Raw genomic sequence first — 20,507 nt, forward strand, 5'->3', positions numbered from 1 at the left:
CTTCCTATGGAACTGGTGATCGTAAATAGTGAAAAAACAGCAAGGCAATTCATCGACGCGCACGTTCAGGTGAATAAACACATACCTGAATGGATACGTCCTCTGGATAAGGATATCAATCAGGTATTCAATCCTGAAAAGAATAAGGCTTACAGGCAGGGTGAATGTGTCCGTTGGATTCTGAAAGATGATAACGGAAAACTGATCGGCCGTATTGCAGCCTTTGTAAATAAAAAATATAAATCCAAAGGAGACAAACAACCGACTGGTGGCGTTGGCTTCTTTGACTGTATCAATGACCAGCAGGCGGCAAACCTCTTGTTTGATACCGCCCGTGAATGGCTGAGAGAAAGAGGGATGGGCGCGATGGATGGTCCTATTAACTTCGGAGAACGTGACCGTTGGTGGGGGTTACTGGTGGAAGGCTTTCATGAACCGCTCTACTGTATGAACTTCAATGCTCCCTATTACAAAGAACTGATGGAAAACTATGGTTTTCAACCGTTTTTCAATCAGATATGCTATGCAATGGATGTTGACGCCCAGTTACAGGAAAAATTCTATGTCAGACATGCTGCTATCTCAGCAGACCCTAACTACCGGGCAGAGTATATTAATAAAAAGCACCTGTCTAAATATGCGGAAGATTTTACCACCGTTTATAATAAGGCATGGGCAAGCCATGACGGCGGAAAAGACATCACCAAACAACAGGCGCTGAACATCTTTAAACAAATGGCGGCTGTACTGGATGAAAAAATCGTCTGGTTTGCCTATTATAAAGAAGAGCCGATTGCCTGCTGGATGAACCTTCCCGAGCTGAACCAGTTTTTCAAACATATGAACGGGAAATTTGGTCTCTGGCAGAAACTGAAGTTCTTCATCCTGAAACAGATGAAGATGAACAAGAAGTTCACGGGTATCGTATTCGGTATCGTGCCGGAGTTTCAGGGAAAAGGAGTAGATTCCTTTATGATCATTGAAGCGGCCAAAGTGATTCAGAGAAAACTGTCTTACAGGGAGTATGAATTACAGTGGATCGGCGATTTCAATCCGAAAATGCTCAATATCGCGGAAAGTCTGGGTACTTATGTCAGCCGCAGACTGACCACTTACCGCTACCTGTTTGACAGGAATCAGCCTTACGAACGTCACCCTATTCTGGGCACTAAATAGCTTACAGGGGTTTAGTGCTTCGTTTAGACCCTTGCTACGCCGCTATTACGTCCACATTTCTTCGTTCCTGAACGGACCAATATGGGTGTAGTAGCGGCGTAGCAACGTTATTATGCAACGACATACTACTCAAAATGGCCATAGACGGGCATTTCCTCAATGTACGGTTTTAACAAAAGCACTCTCTGCGCGGAGATGTCGGATGATCACATTATAGATTTCCTTTTCACGGAAGGGTTTTAGCAGGTAATCATCAAAACCTGCATCTATAAACTCCTGATTGCCAGGCATCGTAGTATCTGCAGTCAAGGCCAGCACAGGAACATGTGCTTTCTGCGGTTCTTTATCCTCCCTTATTCTTTTCACGACTTCCAGCCCTGTCATACGGGGCATCTGCAGGTCCAGCAGAACCATATCATAATTATTATTGACAAATAGCTCATATGCAACAGCGCCATCCGGCGCTTTATCAAAACGGCATTGCCAGCGGGTAAGGATCTTGTCCATCAGGGCCAGATTCATTTCCTGATCATCTGCTACCAGCAGATAGCGACCTTTCATCAGCTGACCGGTGAGTTGTTCTACTTCTTTCTGGGTGATGATCACTGTTTGCGGAACCGGCACTACGCGATAGCTGATATTACAGATAAAACAACTGCCTTTTCCCGGTGTACTTTCCAGCAGTATTTCGCCATGATGCAATGTGATGAGTGCTTTTGCCAGTGCCAGTCCGATACCGGTACCATGCACAGAACCTGCCTGTGGCACGGTATTGTGCAGATACTGCTCAAATATCATTGTTTGTCTTTCAGGCGAAATACCAAGTCCGGTATCGCTGACACGGATCTGCACCCTTGCTTCTCCGGCAAACTCCTGATCTATTTTTAGCAGGCAACGGACGTTTCCTGCGTCGGTATAACGGATCGCATTATCCAGCAGGATCGATATCAGACGGCCTAATCGTTCGCCATCTCCGGCTACCTGTAACTGTTTGTCACCGTCGTACACAGCTTCAAAAGTGAGCTGTCTGGCCTTTGCCTGTACATGGGCTCTTTCGGTAGTACCGGTGAAAATTTTGTATAGTGAAAATGGATAAGTATCCAGCTGTAATTCCCCACGCTGAGACCAGGCCAGTTCCTGAAAATGCTGTTGCATACGACTGAGTGTACCGGCAGCATTTTCTACCGCCAACAGCATCTCGCGCTGTGCGCTATCCAGAGTAGTATAGTGTAATTGTTCGCTGAAACCAATAATGGCATTCAGAGGTGTGCGCACTTCCTGACTGATATTGTTAATCATGTTAACACGCGCGTCCGCCAGCGCTTTCCCGGTACGATTTATGTGTGTTATCTGTTTACGGAGATACCAGATATAGTAAAGTGCAATCAACAGTACAGCTACTGATAGCACAGGTATAACGAAGGAAAGATCAGAAACAGTGATAACTGCCGGAATAGAAAAGTGGTTCACTGGTATTACATCCACAATCACGAATACGGGGAGTGTAAACGGGGTATGTCCAAAAGCAACCGACCGATACATCGTATGTATTTAAAGGTTGAAAAAACGTTGGCGTTAAACACACAATTTGAGAGAGTTCCAGGCGGTTCTAAACCCGTTCTATTATCAGACGCTACGATGTACCGAATTTAACTAAAAGCGGTGAGACCTGAAAATTATTTCCCTTTCGTGTTATGTTCCGGCATAGAAAATAGAATTATATTTATCATGCGTTGACAGCACTATTCCACAACCTGTTAACACTATGTCCAACAACTAATGCAGAGACTCCAAGAACTGCTGTGAATATGAGTAATATGGCGCCAGGTATGTACTTCAGACAAGAGGTGCTGAGAATGACCGGAGGTATCCTGTTGTTTTACATCACCTATATTATTTTATTACTATGCTCCCTGCTGCTGATGGCAGCGTGCACCTGGAGCGGAAGCTCTATTATATTGTATGCTTCCTACCAGGGCTTGTCCGGCACACTAATGTTGATACTCGGTGCAGTGATCATACTGCTGGGTATTATGCAGACAGTATTTATCCTTCTTTTCCTCTTCCACCGGCATAAAACCACTATTCCTTATCGTACTGTTGTGACGGAAAAGGAACAACCTGTGCTGTTTGATTTTATCCATAAACTTGTCAAACAGACAAAAACACCTTTACCGGAAAAAGTCTATCTGGTACCGGATGTAAATGCAGTGGTATTTCATTCACCAAAAGGGATAGGCCTGTTTGCTGATACAGACAAAAATCTGGTCATTGGATTAGGCATGGTGAACAGTCTCAACATCTCGGAATTCAAAATGGTACTGGCGCATGAATTCGGACATTTCTCCCAGAGGAGTATGCGGCTTGTATTACACGTCTATACGATCAATAAAATAATCTATAACATCCTTTATGAGAATAAAGGATGGCGTAATGCTATCATCTGGTTGTCAAACAAAGGTTTGATAGCGGCCATTTTATCGCGGTTGTTTTTGCTGATGGCAGCCGGTCTGCATTTCCTTTTCCGCAACATGCACGAGCTGATCAACCGGCAGTATATGCGTTTAAGCCGTGAAATGGAATTTAATGCGGACGAAGTGGCTGTTTCTATCTGCGGAACGGAAACAGCTATCTCAGCCATGCGGAGAGCGGAAATGAGCAATGCCTGTTTTCAGCAATTATTGCAAAAAGTAAGTGCATGGTCGCACCAGCATCGTTTTGTGCGTAATATTTACGAAGCACATAGTATGCTGATAAAATACCATGCAAAGCAGCATAGTGCCCCACTTGATCACCAGCAGTTACCGCAGTACAACGATGATCAGTTCAGTACCACTGTTAAGAGTCAGGTACAGTTCCGCGATCAGTGGGCCTCACACCCCACACAGGAAGAAAGAGAAGAACGTTATCTGGCTGCCAATATTCCCGGCGTGAAGATCCCGCAAAGTGCATGGACGCTTTTCCATAACGCCGATGTTTTACAGGAACAGATGTCGCAGCAGATCTATCAGTTGCTGGCGCCCGAGGCGACGCCGGAACAATGGGTATCACCGGGTGAAGTGATCCGGGAAATTGAAGATGTGCATGAGCAGTATGCCTTTCCGGCACAGTATAATAACTATTTTGACAACCGGCCTTTTTCTGATATTCCTGCCGGCAGATTAGAGCCGTTTTCAGAAGAAGAACAGACGTTATACACATTAAACACCCTGTATACAAAAGATCACCGGCAGCGTATCCGGCATTATTTCAGGGATCTACAGGATGCTGCAACTTTACAGGCTATCATCAGCGGCGCTATTCAGGTAACGCATTTCACCTATCAGCATGTACAGCATCGCAGTCAGGAAGCCCTCAGGATTTTGGAAAAACTGCAACATCAGATTGTGCGTGATGAGGAGTGGTTACGTAAACATGACCTGCTGGCCATCCGTTACCATTATACGTTTGCGCTGCAACAGGCGATAGAAGCAGCTACCAGCTTACAGGACCAATACCGGTCTATTCTGGTACATCAGTCCCGGGCGGCTCTGCTCAATGAAGTTGCTGGTATGATGGTGGAGCATATTCCGGCGTTTGCCGACACTGAAACGGCTTCTCCGCAAACGGAAGCAGCCCTGCAGATGTTACGGGAACAGGCTGACCAGTTACAGCAGTTGCTGCACGACCTGTTATACCAGCATCAGATCAGTGATCTCTGGGAACCTGAGTTACAACAGCGCGTAGCGCATTTCATACATTACCAGTATCCTTATCTGCAGGAGCATATACCATTGCCGGAAGAACTGGAGATCATGCACGAGATCAGTGCGGCCGTGTCAGACCATTATAATAATAGTATCACACTGATAAAGAAGGATTTTCTGTATCGTTGTCTGGACCACAGTGAATTGTCAATCCCTCATTGACACTTTCTTTTCTTAATATGTAAATAATTACGTCTGTGGAAAGTACCGGGAACTGTACGGCACTGTCTAGGGACTATCGACAATTTTCTGTACTTTCGACCTTCGCGAATGCGTTTGCATATATGGAGAATTTTATCGTTTCAGCCCGTAAATACCGTCCACAGAATTTTTCAACCGTAGTCGGACAATCACATATTACGACCACACTAAAAAATGCGATCCGCAACAGTCAGCTGGCGCACGCCTTCCTGTTCTGCGGTCCGAGAGGTGTGGGTAAAACTACCTGTGCCCGTATTCTGGCCAAAACAATCAACTGTGAGAACCTCCAGCCTGATGGCGAAGCCTGTAATCAATGTCATTCCTGTACTTCTTTCAATGAAGGAAGTTCTTTTAATATTCACGAGCTGGATGCCGCGTCCAACAACTCCGTAGACGACATCAGAACGCTGGTGGAGCAGGTACGTTTTGCGCCGCAGGCGGGAAAATACAAGATCTATATCATAGATGAGGTACACATGCTCAGTTCTTCCGCATTCAACGCGTTTCTGAAAACGCTGGAGGAACCACCTTCCTATGCTATATTCATTCTGGCAACCACAGAAAAGCACAAGATCCTTCCAACGATCCTGAGCCGTTGTCAGATCTTCGACTTCAAACGCATTACCATTCAGGATACCGTTGATCACCTGCAGGAGATCTGTGGCAAGGAGCATATTCAGGCAGAACCTGATGCTTTGCATCTGGTCGCACAGAAAACTGACGGCTGTATGCGTGACTCGCTGAGCACACTGGATAAGATTGTCAGCTTTACCGGCGGACATCTTACTTACCAGAATACGCTGGAGCACCTGAATATACTTGATTACGATTATTTCTTCCGGGTAATGGACTCTGTACTGCAACAGGACGTAGCCACTGCCTTACTGATATTTGATGAGATCCTGCAGAAGGGTTTTGAGGGAGATAACTTCCTGAACGGGTGGTCGGAATTTCTCCGTAACCTGTTGATGAGCAAGGATGAAAAGGTATTACATCTTGTGGAAGTATCCGGTAATCTGAAAGACCGCTACAAACAGATGGCGGGCAAGGTCAGTCCGTCCTACCTGATTACGGCCCTTCATCTGCTGAATGATACAGAGATCAATTACCGTATGGCGCGCAATAAACGCCTGCATGTGGAGATGGCGCTGATCAAGCTTTGTTTCTTACAACAGGCAGTAACGCTGGTAAGTGATGATCAGACCGGAGAGGTCGTAAAAAAAAAACTGGTAGCTGATGGTGCCCCGGCCCAGAAACTAAGATCTTCTTTCGTCCAGGCAGCTCCGGAAGCAAAACCGGTAGCCGGACAAGCGGCAACGACCACGTCCATTGCTGCCAATGAAGCCAGACTGACGATAGAAACGCCGGCAGCTAACACAGGCGTTCCGGCACAGGCAGTTACACAGACGCCGCAACCGGTACAGCAACAGCCGGTCAATACACAGCACACTTCTTCTTATAATACTACAACTTCTACGGCTACCGCACCGAAACCAACGCAGGCGCCAACCAATGCGCCTAAATTGACGGGACTGGCAGCGATGAAGGAGGCGTTGGCATCAAAACAGCAGACGCAAACGGCCAAAGCCATCATTCCGATGACAGCCGGCGCCCTATCGGTATACTGGGACGAATTCATCGATCGTTTCCGGCAGGCTAACAAAATGACAGTTGTAAGTAATCTTCAGCTGGCGGCGATTAAACTGCAAAGTGCGGAGGAAATCTGCATTGTGAGCAGAAATATTGTGCAATTCCGGTTCATGGAAGAAGAAAAACTGGCAATTTCAGCTTTCTTTAAAGATAAATTTCAGAACCCCGCAATTGTGTTGACCTTACAGCTGGATGAGACACAGCAAACGCAGGATATTGGCCCCGCGCCACTTTCCAGCCGTGAGCAGTTCCTGAAAATGACGGAAAAATATCCGTTGGTGAAGGAACTGAAAGAGAAGTTGAATATGGAACTGGATTTTTAAAGGCGATTACGGAAATATCTTCCGTAATCTAACTTTCACAATTCGCATTTCTTTTGTAGGTTTGGGCAAAATTTGGATAAATACTATGGCAGAAGTTATCAGAATGCCCCTTTTGAGTGACACTATGACTGAAGGGGTGATCGCGGAATGGCATAAAAAGGTAGGTGATACCGTAAAAGCAGACGACGTAATTGCTGAGGTGGAAACAGATAAAGCCACCATGGAAGTAATGGGTTATGTGGAAGGTACTCTATTATATATTGGTGTCGAGAAAGGTAAGGCTGCTAAAGTAAATGAGATTATAGCTATTGTAGGGAAACCAGGTGAAGATTACAAGTCTTTACTGGGTGGAGGAAATAATAATGGCCAGGCCGCACCTGAGGCTAAGCCAGCAGCTCAGGAAGCTTCCGCTCCGGCTCCTGCCGCAAGCACCGCAGACAGCGCAGCTGTTGCTGAAGCACTGAAAAACGCTACTGTTATCCGTATGCCGCTGTTAAGCGATACCATGACAGAAGGTAAGATCGTAGCCTGGAACAAAAAAGTGGGCGATACCGTAAAGAGCGATGACGTATTAGCAGAAGTGGAAACTGATAAAGCGACCATGGAAGTAATCGGTTATGCTGATGGTGAACTCCTTTATGTGGGCGTAAAAGAAGGTGATGCTGCCAAGGTAAATGGCATCATTGCGATAGTAGGTAAAAAAGGTACCAATGTAGACGTTATCCTCGCTGCTGAAGGCGCAGGTGGCGCTAAACCAGCCGCTCAGGCAGCACCAGCAGCAACTCCGGCTGCATCTGCAGCTCCTGCAGCTACTCCTGAGGTTTCTGAAAATAAAGACGGTCGTGTGAAAGCATCTCCGCTGGCTAAGAAACTGGCTGAAGAGAAAGGTATTGATATCAATAAAGTAACTGGTTCCGGCGACGGTGGCAGGATCGTGAAGAAAGACGTTGATAGCTTTGTTCCATCCGCTGCTCCGGCTGCTGCTGCGAAACCAGGTGCTGCTCCTGCTGCAAAAGCTCCGGCATTTGCACCTGCAGGTCAGGAAGGTCACACAGACATCCAGCTGAGCCAGATGCGTAAAGTAATTGCTAAACGCCTGAGCGAAAGCAAATTCTCAGCTCCTCACTTCTACCTAAAAGTAGATATTAACATGGATAAAGCGATTGAAGCACGTAAAGCTATCAACGAAGTATCGCCTGTTAAGATCTCCTTCAATGATATGGTGATCAAGGCTTCTGCCCTGGCACTGCGTCAGCATCCTGATGTTAACAGCAGCTGGATGGGGGATTTCATCCGCCAGAACCACCACGTACACATCGGTTCTGCTGTGGCTATCGAAGATGGTCTGATCGTTCCGGTGATCCGTTTTGCGGATCAGAAATCCCTGAGCCAGATCGCTGCTGATGCGAAAGAGCTGTACGACAAAGCAAAAAACAAAAAACTGCAGCCACAGGATTTCTCTGGTAATACCTTTACTATCTCTAATCTGGGTATGATGGGTATCGACGAGTTCACTGCTATTATCAACCCGCCGGATTCCGCAATCCTGGCAGTAGGTGGTATCAAAGAAACCGTTGTTTCCGAGAAAGGACAGTTCAAAGCTGTAAATATCATGAAGCTGACCCTGAGCTGTGACCACCGTAGCGTGGACGGAGCAGTAGGCGCACGTTTCCTGGCTACACTGAAGAGCTATCTGGAAAATCCGGTAACTATGCTGGTATAGTTTATATCAAAAACTAACTATAAAACAGGCGTCCCGTCATACGGGGCGCCTGTTTGTTTTATACCGTACGGATCAACTTAACATGCTGCTATTCAATACCAGAATTTGGGAGTTGATATAGAAATGTTTAAATTTAAGGAAGCCCCCACAACTAAAATATCAATGGAGATTCCTAAGAATGCGGTAAGCTGGTTCGAAATCCCTGTACACGATTTTGACAGGGCCCGGAAGTTCTACAGCTACATATTCAACTATGAAATGCCTGAGGAACAACTTGGCTTTAAAAGAAAGGCTTTTTTTCAATTTGACAGACAACAGAACGGTGTAGGAGGAGCCATTGTACAAGGTTCCGAATACTTTCCCAGTCAACGCGGTACACTGGTTTATCTGCATGCAGGCGATGACCTGAGCGACGTACTTGATCGTGTAGAAGCAGCGGGGGGTAAAATAGAGCTGGATAAGCGCCCGGTATCCGAGATACAGGATATGGGATATTTTGCCATCATATTTGACCCGGATGGTAACAGGGTCGCCCTATATTCCAGAAGCTGACTATCCGCAGTATTTTGGGAAAACCTGATCGTTTGTCCGTTGAATTCCACTATCCATCTATTTTCAGTACACTTCCTGTTATCCACACCGAACTTAGATTTCCTTTTCAATTCCCTCAAATCAGCCTCTTTTTTAGTGTAATGCTTTCTGTTATCCACATATCTGAGGGATAGCTGGTTATTTTAATGTCTGTTATATGTTGCAGATATTATCAGACGGCTGCCGGGGCGTGCTGACAGCTGTTTATTGTCAGGTTTTCTGCTTAGATCTGTGTCTGTGTTACGTGAAGGGCCCTTATCCACATATACTGAACAACAACATTTCTTTAGACCTGATTCCCGGATGATAACCATCATTTTAAATAGAAAAGGGCTGATCTGACAGCTATTATCATTGCCTATTGTTATATTTTGTGCTTACACCTGTGTCTGTGTTACCTGACGGACCCTTATCCACATGTCCTGAACAGCAACATCTCCTTACACCTGATTCCCGGATGACAACCATCATTTTAAATAGAAAAGGGCTGCTCTGACAGCTATTATCATTGCTTATCTGTCAGAGTTTCTGCTTACATCTGTGTCTTTGTTACTGACGGGCCGTTATCCACATGTCCTGAACAGGAACATCATCTGATTTCCGGATGACAACCATCATTTTAAATGGAAAAGGGGCGCTTTTTGACTGGAATTCTCCTAAACGGAACAATATATAACGAAGTCTTCTTTTCACTTTCTTTTGAAAGTTCAAAAACATAGCATTACATTTGATGTAAGAAAACGGAGGATTTTACATGAAATTGGCTGAAGCAAAAGCACAGTTTATACAAAGCTGGGGATCATTAGGCGCTCAATGGGGCATCAACCGCACCATGGCACAGATCCATGCCTTGCTCATGATCATGCCTGATCCGCTGAGTGCTGATGAGATCATGGCGGAACTGAACATTTCAAGGGGCAATACCAATATGAATGTGCGGGAACTGATCAACTGGGGATTGGTAGATCGTGTATTGATTCCCGGTGAACGTAAAGAATATTTTACTGCGGAGAAAGACATCTGGAAGGTGGCGACAGAAATCGCCCGTGAAAGGAAGCGTCGCGAACTGGAGCCGATCATCAAAACCCTGAATCAATTACAGGAAGTCGAGGGTGATGCAAAAGATAAACATGTAAAGGCTTTCAAAGATTCGATCCAGAATCTTAACAAGTTTGCTCACCAGACTGACCGAGCCATCAACTCCTTTGTAAAGGCAGAAGAAAGCTGGTTTTACGGTACACTGATGAAACTTTTTAAGTAATATTTTTTTGCTTACATGTTTCAGTTTTTATTGAAAGTTCGAAAATAATATTAACCTGATTACCATGAAAAATAAAAAAATCGTCATTGCAGCAGGAACCGGTTTTATCGGAACGGGCCTGATCGAATACTTTGGTAATGATAATGACATTGTGATATTGACCCGTCACCCGAAAAACGACACGCAGCGCATTACCTATGTACAGTGGGATGGTAAAACACTGGATACATGGTCCCGTTATCTGGAGCATGCAGATTTACTGATTAATCTGGCAGGGAAAAATGTCAATTGCCGTTATACAGAAGAGAACAAAAAAGAAATATTTGACAGCAGGACCAATGCTACTAAGGTATTGGGAGTGGCTATCCGTAGCTTACAGCATCCGCCGGCATTATGGATCAATGCGGGATCTGCCACGATCTACCGGCATGCAGAAGACAGACCAATGGACGAATTCACCGGTGAAATAGCGGATGATTTTTCCGTGCAGGTGTGTAAACGCTGGGAAGCTGCATTCAACGAAACCAAAACACCACACACCCGTAAGGCCATACTGCGTATAGCCATAACAATCGGGCATCAGGGAGGTGTGATGGTACCTTTTATGAACCTGATGAAATTCGGTCTTGGCGGTTATCAGGGAACTGGTCATCAGCAATTCAGCTGGGTGCATATCGATGATATCTGTGGCATGATAGAATGGCTGTATGAGCATCCGGAGCTGGATGGCACGTTTAATTGCAGCGCCCCCCATCCTGTTACCAACAGGGAGTTTATGCGCGCATTGCGGAAAGCGGCCGGTCATTTTTTCGGTCTGCCAGCCTTCCCATGGATGCTAAGAATAGGTGCAAAAATCATCGGTACCGAGTCAGAGTTGCTGTTGAAAAGCCATTGGGTATTGCCAACACGGGCATTACAGGCGGGTTTTGTATTCAGGTATCCTGAGCTTCAGCCTGCCATGAAACAAATTATCGGGAAACTGCCAAGGCGGCGGTATCACCTGATATAAATGAGGATGGTTTAATGTTTGCTCTTATATAGGAAGCACCTGCCGGTGTTTATACGCTGGTAGGTGCATTTAAATCTTAATATTATGAGCGATAAGAAACTTACGGTTGTATTAGGCGCCTCTCCCAATCCGGAAAGATATAGCTATCTGGCTGTATCCAGACTGACAGCGAAAGGACATCCTGTGCTGGCGATCGGAAACCGGGAAGCGCTGATAGGCGCAACGCCTGTTACGAAAGAACACCCGGTAGTACCTGATGTGGATACTGTTACTCTATATATGAATCCTGTACTACAGCGGGAATACTACGATTACATTTTGGAATTGCACCCCAGACGCATCATTTTCAATCCGGGTACCGAGAATGACGAATTGGCCACGCTGGCTACCAGTAAGGGTATTGAGCCCGTGGAAGCGTGTACACTCGTGTTACTGAGCACCGGTCAATATTAATTCAAAGTAAACTTACTGCAGTTGAAGGCTGTCCTACATGGTCTTCAACTGCTCTTTTCCTCCCCTTCTTCCCTCTTTGACAGCGCATTTCCCCCTGCTTACTGCATTTCCCTGTCCGTAGCTCCCATTAATTCTCCGTAGCTGTTACCTGAATCATGAGTTATTTTTTGTAAATTACTTATACAATAAGTTCCCCCGCCAGCAAGGATTTAATACGACAGACCGGCTATTGTATTGTTTTAACGACCACGCCTATTCACTCTAATCATATATATTATCATGAAATGGAGAAGATTCAACGGCGAACCGATTCAACTGCCCATTAAGGAAGAAGTGCGCCAGGCAATTATCCGGGAAACCGGCAAGGGCTTTCACTTAAAAGTATGCATAGGTACAGATTCACAGGTAAAAGGTCTGGAAACAGAATTTGCTACTGTGATCGTTTTTCTGCGTGAAGGGCATGGAGGTTTCATGTTTATCCACAATGAAAAAACGCGTGATGCTTACTCCATCAAAGAGCGTATGCTCATTGAAGTGGCCAAGAGTATTGAAATTGCCTACGAGCTTTGTGACATGTTTACGGACTACGATGTAGACATGGAAGTGCATGCTGACATCAACACAAATCCTCAGTTCAAGAGTAACCTCGCGCTGCGTGAAGCAATGGGTTATATACTGGGAATGGGATTTGCCTTCAAAGCCAAACCGGATGCTTTTGCGAGCAGCTGTTGTGCGGATAAGGTGGTGAATTAAGCAACAGGCAGTTATCATTTATTCCACGCTTGCTGGATGCGCCCGCCGCCTCCAACAGGGAATTTTCCCCCTAATTTTCTGATTTCTCGTTTTTTTTCCCTAAATTATATCCAGTATATTATTGAATACCTGTCCAACATGCGTACCTACACAACTGTCATACTACTGCTAGTATTAGTGCTTGCCAATTCCGCGTGCAAAAAAGAAACTATTACAGAGAACTCCTCCCAGAAATTACAGGGCAGCTGGAGATTACTTTATTCAAAATCAGCCAGCGGAGCTGACCAGGTCAGAGAAGACAGCAGCAGTCTTACCATCCTCAAGTTTGATGGCAACAACATGTTGCGTTATAAACACGACAGCCTTATTTCCCGGGAAACTTTCCTGATGGCGCTGAAAAGCGATCACCAACCTTACCTCGTGGCAGACAGCGATCCCTGGAATCCAAAAATCTTCAGTTGCACCATTAGTGGCAATGATACATTATCCCTGTTATCTGTACATTCCAATGTACATATCGGTCAGATATATGTGAGAGTAAGGCCATGAGCTCAGGCGGCTCAGGTTATGCAATCGTCTTGTACTGCACATTATTTTCGTCAATAAATGACAGAATGGCGTCTCTGCCCATCTTCTTTACTGTGCTGGTCACAAAGTGAGCCGGCAGGAATTCCCATGTTTCCCGCAGCTTATTCAGGAATGCCTTGATGTTACGGCTGGTTTCCGCCTGTGTGCTTTTATCTGCCTTGGTAAATACCAGAGCAAAAGGAATCTGCCATTCGCCCAGCTGGTTCACAAAATCAATATCCAGCTTCTGCGGCGTATGACGGCTATCTATCAGTACAAATATATTTACCAGATTTTCACGCTTACGGAGGTAGTTTTCGATCATCTGTTCCCATGATCTGCGCTGAGACTGACTCACCTTTGCAAAACCATAACCCGGCAGATCGACCAGATACCATGCCTGATTAATCAGGAAATGGTTGATCAGCTGCGTTTTACCAGGTGTGCCGGACGTCTTGGCCAGCTTTTCATTGTTCGCCAGCATATTGATCAGGGAAGATTTGCCTACGTTGGAACGGCCGATAAAGGCATATTCCGGAAGGTTCGGAGTAGGACATTTCTGCCAGTCAACATTACTGATAAGATATTCTGCGCTCTTGATGATCATAATATTTCAATCGATAGTCAATGACCATAAGATCATTGAGGTTTAGCGCAAAGTTCATGAAAATTTAGTTATTGCCCGCATTTCTCTGTTTCTACCTATTTTCTCCTAACTTTGCGCCCTATGTCAGATAAGAAGATTGTACCGTTTGCCACATCAGAACTCAGCAAGAAAGAACAGGTAGCGACCATGTTCAACGACATCGCACACCGTTATGACTTTCTCAACCATTTCATGTCTTTAGGCATTGATATTCAATGGCGTAAAAAAGCTTTAAAACAGCTGAAGACGTTACAGCCGAAAAAGATGCTGGATGTGGCAACAGGTACAGGGGACTTTGCCATTATGGCTAATAAAATGTTACGTCCCGATTCTATTACCGGCATTGACATTTCTGAGGGAATGCTCTCCCATGGCCGTGAGAAGATCAATAAACTGGGTCTGAACGACAAAATTACCTTACAGCTGGGCGACAGTGAGACAATAAGTTTTCCAGATCAGGCGTTTGATGCAATAACGGTAGCATACGGTGTGCGCAACTTTGAGCATCTGGAAAAGGGACTGTCAGAAATGTTGCGTGTACTTAAACCGGGTGGAAAACTGGTGATACTCGAATTTTCTAATCCAACAGTTTTCCCTGTTAAACAATTATATAATTTATATTTTCGTTATATTACACCATTGATCGGGAAATGGATCGCTAAGAGTCAGGCAGCATATACATATCTGCCGGAATCCGTAAAGGCGTTTCCACAAGGTCAGGAAATGTGTAATATTTTAACTAATACCGGTTTCCAGGCAGTAACATGCAAAAAACTCACATTCGGCATCAGCTCTATTTATTGCGCGTCCCGCTAGTACTTCTGATTATCCTATGGAATATGGCCGGCGCGAAAGCGCAGACCACCATGTACATGGAAGAACATGATGCCAAGCCCTATTACTTCGGTATCACACTGGCCGCCAATAACTCCAATTTTAAATTGCTTCAGGATGAGATCTTCCTTAAACAGGATTCCATCATGGTAGCTGAACCTCTGAAGACCTTCGGATTCAATCTGGGTCTGCTGGGTAACCTGCGTCTGAGTGAGTACTTTGACCTTCGCTTCAATCCGCAGTTATTATTCGCCTCCAAGAATCTCTACTATAAAGAAAACTACCCGCAAAGGGAAACCACCAAAAACATTGAATCCATTCTGCTGAGCTTTCCGCTGCAGATAAAATTCAAATCTGACCGTATCGGCAATATGCGCGTGTATACGATCGGCGGTCTGAAGTATGACTATGACCTGGCCTCTAATGCCCGTACCCGTCGTGCAGAAGATCTGGTTAAGATCAGAAAAAGCGATTTTGGTTATGAATTCGGCGCGGGATTCGAATTTTATTTCCCCAGCTTTATCTTCTCTCCGGAGTTTAAGATCAGCAATGGTATCGGCAATGTACACGTAAAAGATGAACACCTCCGATACTCTAATGTGATCGATAAACTACAGTCTCATATGATCGTATTCTCCATTCATCTGGAAGGTTGATTTCTCCTATCTTTGCGGCATGCAAAACTACTTAATCCGCAATATATCAGTGGTCAACGAAGGAACCACCACTGTTCAGGACGTATATATACAGGATGGCCGTATCGCTAAGATAGCTCCGCAGATCAATGTCAGCGGTCAGTACACCGAGATCAACGGGGAAGGTAAACACCTGTTGCCCGGTGTAATTGATGACCAGGTGCATTTCCGCGAACCTGGCCTTACGCACAAAGCAACCATCTATACAGAAGCACGCGCAGCTGTTGCGGGTGGTACCACCACTTTTATGGAAATGCCGAATACCAATCCGGCAGCACTTACACAGGAAATACTGGAAGATAAATACAAGATTGCCGCTCAGCATTCCCTCGCAAACTACTCTTTCTTCATGGGCGTTTCCAATGACAATGTGGATGAAGTACTGAGAACCAATGAGCGGAAGAATGACATCTGTGGTGTTAAAATATTCATGGGATCTTCTACCGGCAACATGCTCGTAGATAACTACATTACCCTGGAACGTATCTTCTCCGGCAGTGAACTGCTGATCGCTACCCACTGTGAAGACGAGAAGATCGTAAAGGCCAACATGGAGAAATACAAACAGGAAGTAGGACCTGATAAACTCACCGCAGAATATCACCCTATCATCCGTAATGAGGAAGCCTGCTTTGAATCTTCCCTGACGGCTATCCAGTTTGCAAAAAAATTCAACTCAAGACTGCATATCCTGCATATCACCACCGAGCGTGAATTACAGCTGTTCAGCAATATGCTGCCACTGGCAGAAAAACGCATCACCTCAGAAGTCTGCGTACATCACCTCCACTTCTCCGCGGATGATTATGCCAAATACGGCAACCTGATCAAATGTAACCCTGCTATTAAAGCAGTACACAACAAACAGGCACTATGGAAAGGCCTGCTGGATGACAGACTGGATATCATTGCAACCGACCACGCACCTCATACCTGGGAAGAAAAACACCAGCCTTATCTGCAGGCACCATCAGGTGTTCCATTGGTACAACATAGCTTACTGCTGATGCTGGAACATGTTTCCCTCGGCAATATCACTCTCGAAAAAGTGGTGGAAAAGATGTGTCATGCACCAGCTATCTGTTTCCAGATCAAAGAAAGAGGTTATCTGCGTGAAGGCTACCACGCTGACTGTGTGATCGTCGATCTGCAACAGGCAACCATGGTAGATAAAAAGAACGTCTACTACAAATGTGGCTGGTCTCCATTTGAAGAACACACCTTCCCGGCAGCCGTGACACATACATTTGTAAGTGGTCACCTCGCTTATGAAAATGGTCAGTTCAACGAATCAGTAACAGGACAAAGATTGCAGTTCAGCCGCTAGTGCTGCGCGACATAAAAGGAAAATGCTCTTATCTGTTGACAGATAAGAGCATTTTCCTTTTATGTCGCTTTTACTTTTATGGAAATACGCATGGTCTGCATCTCTAATATTAATCGGAACGATGCGCGCATGATACCAACGTTTCTTTCTATTATACGTATATTCACTAAAAATACCTGTGCATGGAACTGGACAAAACAACCTACTATGATCTCTCTATCTTTAACCGTGACGAAGAGTATTCGCTGTTTCATAAACTGGACTTTACCACAACCACAGGTGGAAGGGATTATTTACGGCATCTGTATAGTACGCCGCTGAAAGATATTGCGTCCATAGAGGACAGACAGCACACATTACAATTCATTCTTAAACAGGAAGATAGCTGGCCGGCTGATATCATCAGTAATGGAACGATTGTGGTGATGGAGAACTATCTGGAAGCACAGATTGAACCGATTTCCAATCCTTCCGGTGTAGGCTTGCTGGTGAGTTCTCTGCTGACAAAAACCATCTTTTCTCCGGATTACAGCTTTATTAAATTTTCCTTTACCCAACTGCTTAATCTGCTGAAAGGTTTCCGTCAGCTGGAAAAGAATTTCAATACCGAAGAGACGCCAAAAATACTGAAACTGTTACTGGACAGGGCACATACTCTACTATATCAACCTGAATTCAATGACATCATTGCTGCCAGCGAAGCAGGTCCTGTTTCTTTTGTGAATATCTTACGTCATGACCACTACATCCGTAAGAAACAGCGTAAGCATATTTCTGAATTACTGGACATCTACCGTAAGCTGGATGCTTATTATGCGATGGCGAAAGCTGTAAGGCATTTCAATTTACAGTTCCCTACTTTTGAAGATACGCCACACCCTTTCGTACAACTGGACGGCCTTTATCATATCATCCTGCCAAAGCCGGTTGCTTATGATATCACCATGAAGCCACAGTCACATTTCCTGTTCCTTACCGGTGCAAACATGGCAGGAAAAACAACCTTCATCAAAGCGGTGGGAGTAGCGGTATTCCTTGCACATATCGGTATGGGCGTGCCGGCAAAGAGCATGAAACTGAGTTTCTTCAATGGTATTTTCAGTAACATTCAGGTGCAGGATAATATCTTCAAAGGGGAAAGTTATTTCTTCAATGAAGTACAGCGTATCAAGAATACCATCATTAAAATCAATGATAGTAAAAAATGGCTGGTGCTGATCGATGAGATGTTCAAAGGGACGAATGTGGAAGATGCGAAGAACTGTTCGCTGGCTGTAGTAAATGGATTGCTGAAGAGTACAAACTGTCTGTTTATCTTATCTACACACCTGTATGAAATTGCGGATGAATTGCAAACAGCGGCGAATATACGCTTTAAGTATTTTGAGTCTCAGGTGATTGATGATAATCTGTATTTTACTTATCAGTTGAAAGATGGGGTAGCGAAGGAAAAGATCGGTTATTTGATATTGAAGAGGGAGAAGGTGCTGGATTTATTGGAGCAGATAAAGTGATCGACGTGAGATATATCAAATATTAAAACAATAGCGGCCCAGATTGGGCCGCTATTGTTTTAATATTACACGATTATTTTATACTCCTAATTTTTAGTGAATCTGGCAGCGAAACCGGGGGTATCCTGTAACCATGAGGCGGTCTGGAAGAATCTTCTACATCTTTGGAAATTTTGCCGTTTAAGACCAATATTCCTCTATCCATCAGCGCTCTTTTTCCTTGCTGGTCCATGGAGGATAACTATCAAAAAAATATTCGATATCATATTTTTTTATTTCTAACTGATTAATGCCATCTTTCTTCTCATTTTTCGCTCTATAACTCGGGTACAATGCTCTTTTTACAAATAATAAATGAAGTCCTTTGGGCCTTTGACTATTGGCCATATGAATCATTTTCCTGAACATTCTTTTATCCTGCACACTATACATAGAGTTATCAACGAAGATTCTTATAACATATATATGATCACTGTCCATAGGGTAAAGATTCCATATTCTAAGCGAATCTATATTCCTAAACTCATCAATATTCAATGAGACAGATTCAGGTATCCTTTTTTGCCCTGAAGCGAAAAAGGAATGTAAAATGAAAACTGTTATCAGTTTATATACTATTGCTTTTTGTTTTCTTCCCATTTTTCCTTACCATTAAGTATTGCACGCATACGATTGTACCAAGTCGTAAAATCTTTCTGATCTTTAAAGAGATCTCCAAATTCATCTGTTTGCATAAGTCCTGCCCAGCTTAAGACGTCAAGTTGTTCATCCGAGAGTTTATTTTTTACATCAAATTCCATCATATATTCCTTCCATGCTCCTATATATAATTGTCTATATTCTTCAGCTAAACGCTTTTGAGGACATTCATCAACATCTACAATATGGTAAATCGTTGCCATTTTTAAATGGTACAAACAACATGCTTCTTTGCGCTGCTAATTAGCACTGCATTCAGCATGATATCTAATTTACATGACAAGGTTGGAGAAAATACTCATAGAACTATTCAACATTATAGGCGACTGATCAACAGGGATGTAACAATGCAAGATCGGATTTAACAAAACGCGGTCTGATACAGGAGAACATCTGCTATTTATCAATAACAAAAGTGCAAATTCTCCATTTCAAAAAACATACAATCTTCGTGGCATCAATCGTTAATGAAAATTAAACCCACTATGCAAGTACGAAATTTACTACGCATTGTATGTGGTAAGATTGGATTTTTCTCTGCCATGTATGACATATACGGTACCACTAAGTATCGGTTATTTGATATTAAAGAGGGAGAAGGTGCTGGAATTATTGGAACAGATAAAGTGATTCGTGTAATCTATCTTGAAATATATTTTTACGAAGAGCTGCCAAAAATAAATTTCTGGCAGCTCTTTGTCTTCTAAGTCAATAAATATTTACTACCTGAATATCTGCTAGTCCAGTATGCCAAGGCCGCTATTGACACTAAAAAGTTGCCCATGTTTGCTTTTAAGAATCACGAATCCATGCCCATGTGTTACCTTGTAATAGAAATATATATAATATTCACCTTTTTTCTGCCTTTGCACACCTGTGATCTGATAGTCTGACACTCCCATATTTTTCAGCAACGAAGAGTCATGAACTATTTGTACTGAGCGCCCATTAACTTTGAGATCACATGCATCCCAAAATTTCTTAGTATCGATCACCCTGATAGAGTCATTTAGATTTTCATGAAATCGAAAATGCTTAGTGATAGATGTGTCAGTTAGTATTTTATATAAGACCTCGCATCTATCCTTACAGGGATTACATACCGCAACTTTATGCTGGCCTGATGATGTTAATGACATCCCAATCAAAAAAATAATTGATATTATAACCGACTTTAAAATGGTATATATACTCATGGTAGTTGTACCTTTTCCTCTGGTAAAATCATTCTAAGGTACAAGGAAATAATCGTCAGTAAGCTGGACACTAACTACAGTCATTCAATTACACTTTAGAACCTTCGGTTCCTAATATTTTGTTTTGTTCGATTATTATAAAC

19 protein-coding genes are annotated in these 20,507 nt (G+C 43.9%); 15 read left to right on the forward strand and 4 right to left on the reverse strand.

The window, feature by feature from the left end:
- The first annotated feature begins 6 nt into the window (after positions 1 to 6).
- Positions 7 to 1,176: a hypothetical protein gene (locus FEF09_RS03335; protein ID WP_146303728.1), complete on the forward strand. Its 1,170-nt coding sequence runs from the start codon at positions 7 to 9 to the stop codon at positions 1,174 to 1,176.
- A 156-nt stretch (positions 1,177 to 1,332) separates the two neighbouring features.
- Here the strand turns inward: FEF09_RS03335 and FEF09_RS03340 are convergent, their stop codons facing one another.
- Positions 1,333 to 2,718 (reverse strand): hybrid sensor histidine kinase/response regulator, encoded by a 1,386-nt coding sequence (locus FEF09_RS03340; RefSeq protein WP_146303730.1) that lies wholly within the window; start codon positions 2,716 to 2,718, stop codon positions 1,333 to 1,335.
- Positions 2,719 to 2,984: 266 nt separating this feature from the next.
- Between FEF09_RS03340 and FEF09_RS03345 the strand changes: the two genes are divergently transcribed.
- The 9 genes from FEF09_RS03345 (at position 2,985) to FEF09_RS03385 (ending at position 13,435) form a co-directional block, all read left to right on the forward strand.
- Positions 2,985 to 5,084, forward strand: a complete 2,100-nt coding sequence (locus FEF09_RS03345; protein ID WP_146303732.1) for a M48 family metallopeptidase — start codon at positions 2,985 to 2,987, stop codon at positions 5,082 to 5,084.
- Between the two features lie 122 nt (positions 5,085 to 5,206).
- Positions 5,207 to 7,096: a DNA polymerase III subunit gamma/tau gene (locus tag FEF09_RS03350; protein ID WP_146303734.1), complete on the forward strand. Its 1,890-nt coding sequence runs from the start codon at positions 5,207 to 5,209 to the stop codon at positions 7,094 to 7,096.
- Positions 7,097 to 7,181: 85 nt separating this feature from the next.
- On the forward strand, positions 7,182 to 8,819 hold the full coding sequence (locus tag FEF09_RS03355; protein WP_146303736.1) for a pyruvate dehydrogenase complex dihydrolipoamide acetyltransferase: 1,638 nt from the start codon (positions 7,182 to 7,184) through the stop codon (positions 8,817 to 8,819).
- A gap of 162 nt (positions 8,820 to 8,981) precedes the next feature.
- Positions 8,982 to 9,371 carry a VOC family protein gene (locus FEF09_RS03360; protein WP_146303737.1) on the forward strand — a complete coding sequence of 130 codons (390 nt, stop codon included), beginning with the start codon at positions 8,982 to 8,984 and terminating at the stop codon, positions 9,369 to 9,371.
- Positions 9,372 to 10,164: 793 nt separating this feature from the next.
- Positions 10,165 to 10,671, forward strand: coding sequence for a GbsR/MarR family transcriptional regulator (locus FEF09_RS03365; RefSeq protein WP_146303739.1), 507 nt, complete (start codon positions 10,165 to 10,167; stop codon positions 10,669 to 10,671).
- 64 nt (positions 10,672 to 10,735) lie between these two features.
- Entirely contained in the window at positions 10,736 to 11,680 is a 945-nt protein-coding gene (locus FEF09_RS03370; RefSeq protein ID WP_146303741.1) for a TIGR01777 family oxidoreductase, read from the forward strand.
- An 84-nt stretch (positions 11,681 to 11,764) separates the two neighbouring features.
- On the forward strand, positions 11,765 to 12,133 hold the full coding sequence (locus FEF09_RS03375) for a CoA-binding protein (protein ID WP_146303743.1): 369 nt from the start codon (positions 11,765 to 11,767) through the stop codon (positions 12,131 to 12,133).
- A gap of 279 nt (positions 12,134 to 12,412) precedes the next feature.
- Complete coding sequence (locus tag FEF09_RS03380; protein WP_089811827.1) at positions 12,413 to 12,886, forward strand: ribonuclease H-like YkuK family protein; 474 nt, start codon at positions 12,413 to 12,415, stop codon at positions 12,884 to 12,886.
- 138 nt (positions 12,887 to 13,024) lie between these two features.
- Positions 13,025 to 13,435: a hypothetical protein gene (locus FEF09_RS03385; RefSeq protein ID WP_146303745.1), complete on the forward strand. Its 411-nt coding sequence runs from the start codon at positions 13,025 to 13,027 to the stop codon at positions 13,433 to 13,435.
- A gap of 16 nt (positions 13,436 to 13,451) precedes the next feature.
- On the opposite strand, the gene yihA is transcribed toward FEF09_RS03385, so the two are convergent.
- Positions 13,452 to 14,060, reverse strand: a complete 609-nt coding sequence (gene yihA, locus FEF09_RS03390; protein WP_146303747.1) for a ribosome biogenesis GTP-binding protein YihA/YsxC — start codon at positions 14,058 to 14,060, stop codon at positions 13,452 to 13,454.
- Positions 14,061 to 14,180: 120 nt separating this feature from the next.
- Between yihA and ubiE the strand changes: the two genes are divergently transcribed.
- The 4 genes from ubiE to FEF09_RS03410 all read left to right on the forward strand — a co-directional run bounded on the left by ubiE (position 14,181) and on the right by FEF09_RS03410 (position 18,469).
- The gene (gene ubiE / locus FEF09_RS03395; protein ID WP_146303749.1) at positions 14,181 to 14,915 is read left to right on the forward strand and encodes a bifunctional demethylmenaquinone methyltransferase/2-methoxy-6-polyprenyl-1,4-benzoquinol methylase UbiE; all 735 of its coding nucleotides are present in this window, start codon (positions 14,181 to 14,183) and stop codon (positions 14,913 to 14,915) included.
- 23 nt (positions 14,916 to 14,938) lie between these two features.
- A complete protein-coding gene (locus tag FEF09_RS03400) occupies positions 14,939 to 15,589 on the forward strand; it encodes an outer membrane beta-barrel protein (protein WP_146303751.1) in 651 nt (216 codons plus the stop codon).
- A 19-nt stretch (positions 15,590 to 15,608) separates the two neighbouring features.
- On the forward strand, positions 15,609 to 16,955 hold the full coding sequence (locus FEF09_RS03405; RefSeq protein WP_146303753.1) for a dihydroorotase: 1,347 nt from the start codon (positions 15,609 to 15,611) through the stop codon (positions 16,953 to 16,955).
- Between the two features lie 182 nt (positions 16,956 to 17,137).
- Positions 17,138 to 18,469, forward strand: coding sequence for a MutS-related protein (locus FEF09_RS03410; protein ID WP_146303755.1), 1,332 nt, complete (start codon positions 17,138 to 17,140; stop codon positions 18,467 to 18,469).
- A 204-nt stretch (positions 18,470 to 18,673) separates the two neighbouring features.
- Here FEF09_RS03410 and FEF09_RS03415 read toward each other — a convergent pair whose 3' ends face one another.
- Positions 18,674 to 19,108, reverse strand: coding sequence for a hypothetical protein (locus FEF09_RS03415; protein WP_146303757.1), 435 nt, complete (start codon positions 19,106 to 19,108; stop codon positions 18,674 to 18,676).
- Positions 19,084 to 19,371: a hypothetical protein gene (locus FEF09_RS03420; RefSeq protein WP_146303759.1), complete on the reverse strand. Its 288-nt coding sequence runs from the start codon at positions 19,369 to 19,371 to the stop codon at positions 19,084 to 19,086. Before FEF09_RS03420 ends, FEF09_RS03415 begins: the two co-directional genes overlap by 25 nt.
- Before the next feature lie 282 nt (positions 19,372 to 19,653).
- On the opposite strand from FEF09_RS03420, the gene FEF09_RS03425 reads away from it, so the two are divergent.
- Positions 19,654 to 19,875: a hypothetical protein gene (locus FEF09_RS03425; protein ID WP_146303761.1), complete on the forward strand. Its 222-nt coding sequence runs from the start codon at positions 19,654 to 19,656 to the stop codon at positions 19,873 to 19,875.
- Positions 19,876 to 20,507 lie beyond the last annotated feature (632 nt).

Origin of the sequence: Chitinophaga pinensis, assembly GCF_007896845.1 — a bacterium.
GTDB lineage: Bacteria > Bacteroidota > Bacteroidia > Chitinophagales > Chitinophagaceae > Chitinophaga > Chitinophaga pinensis_C.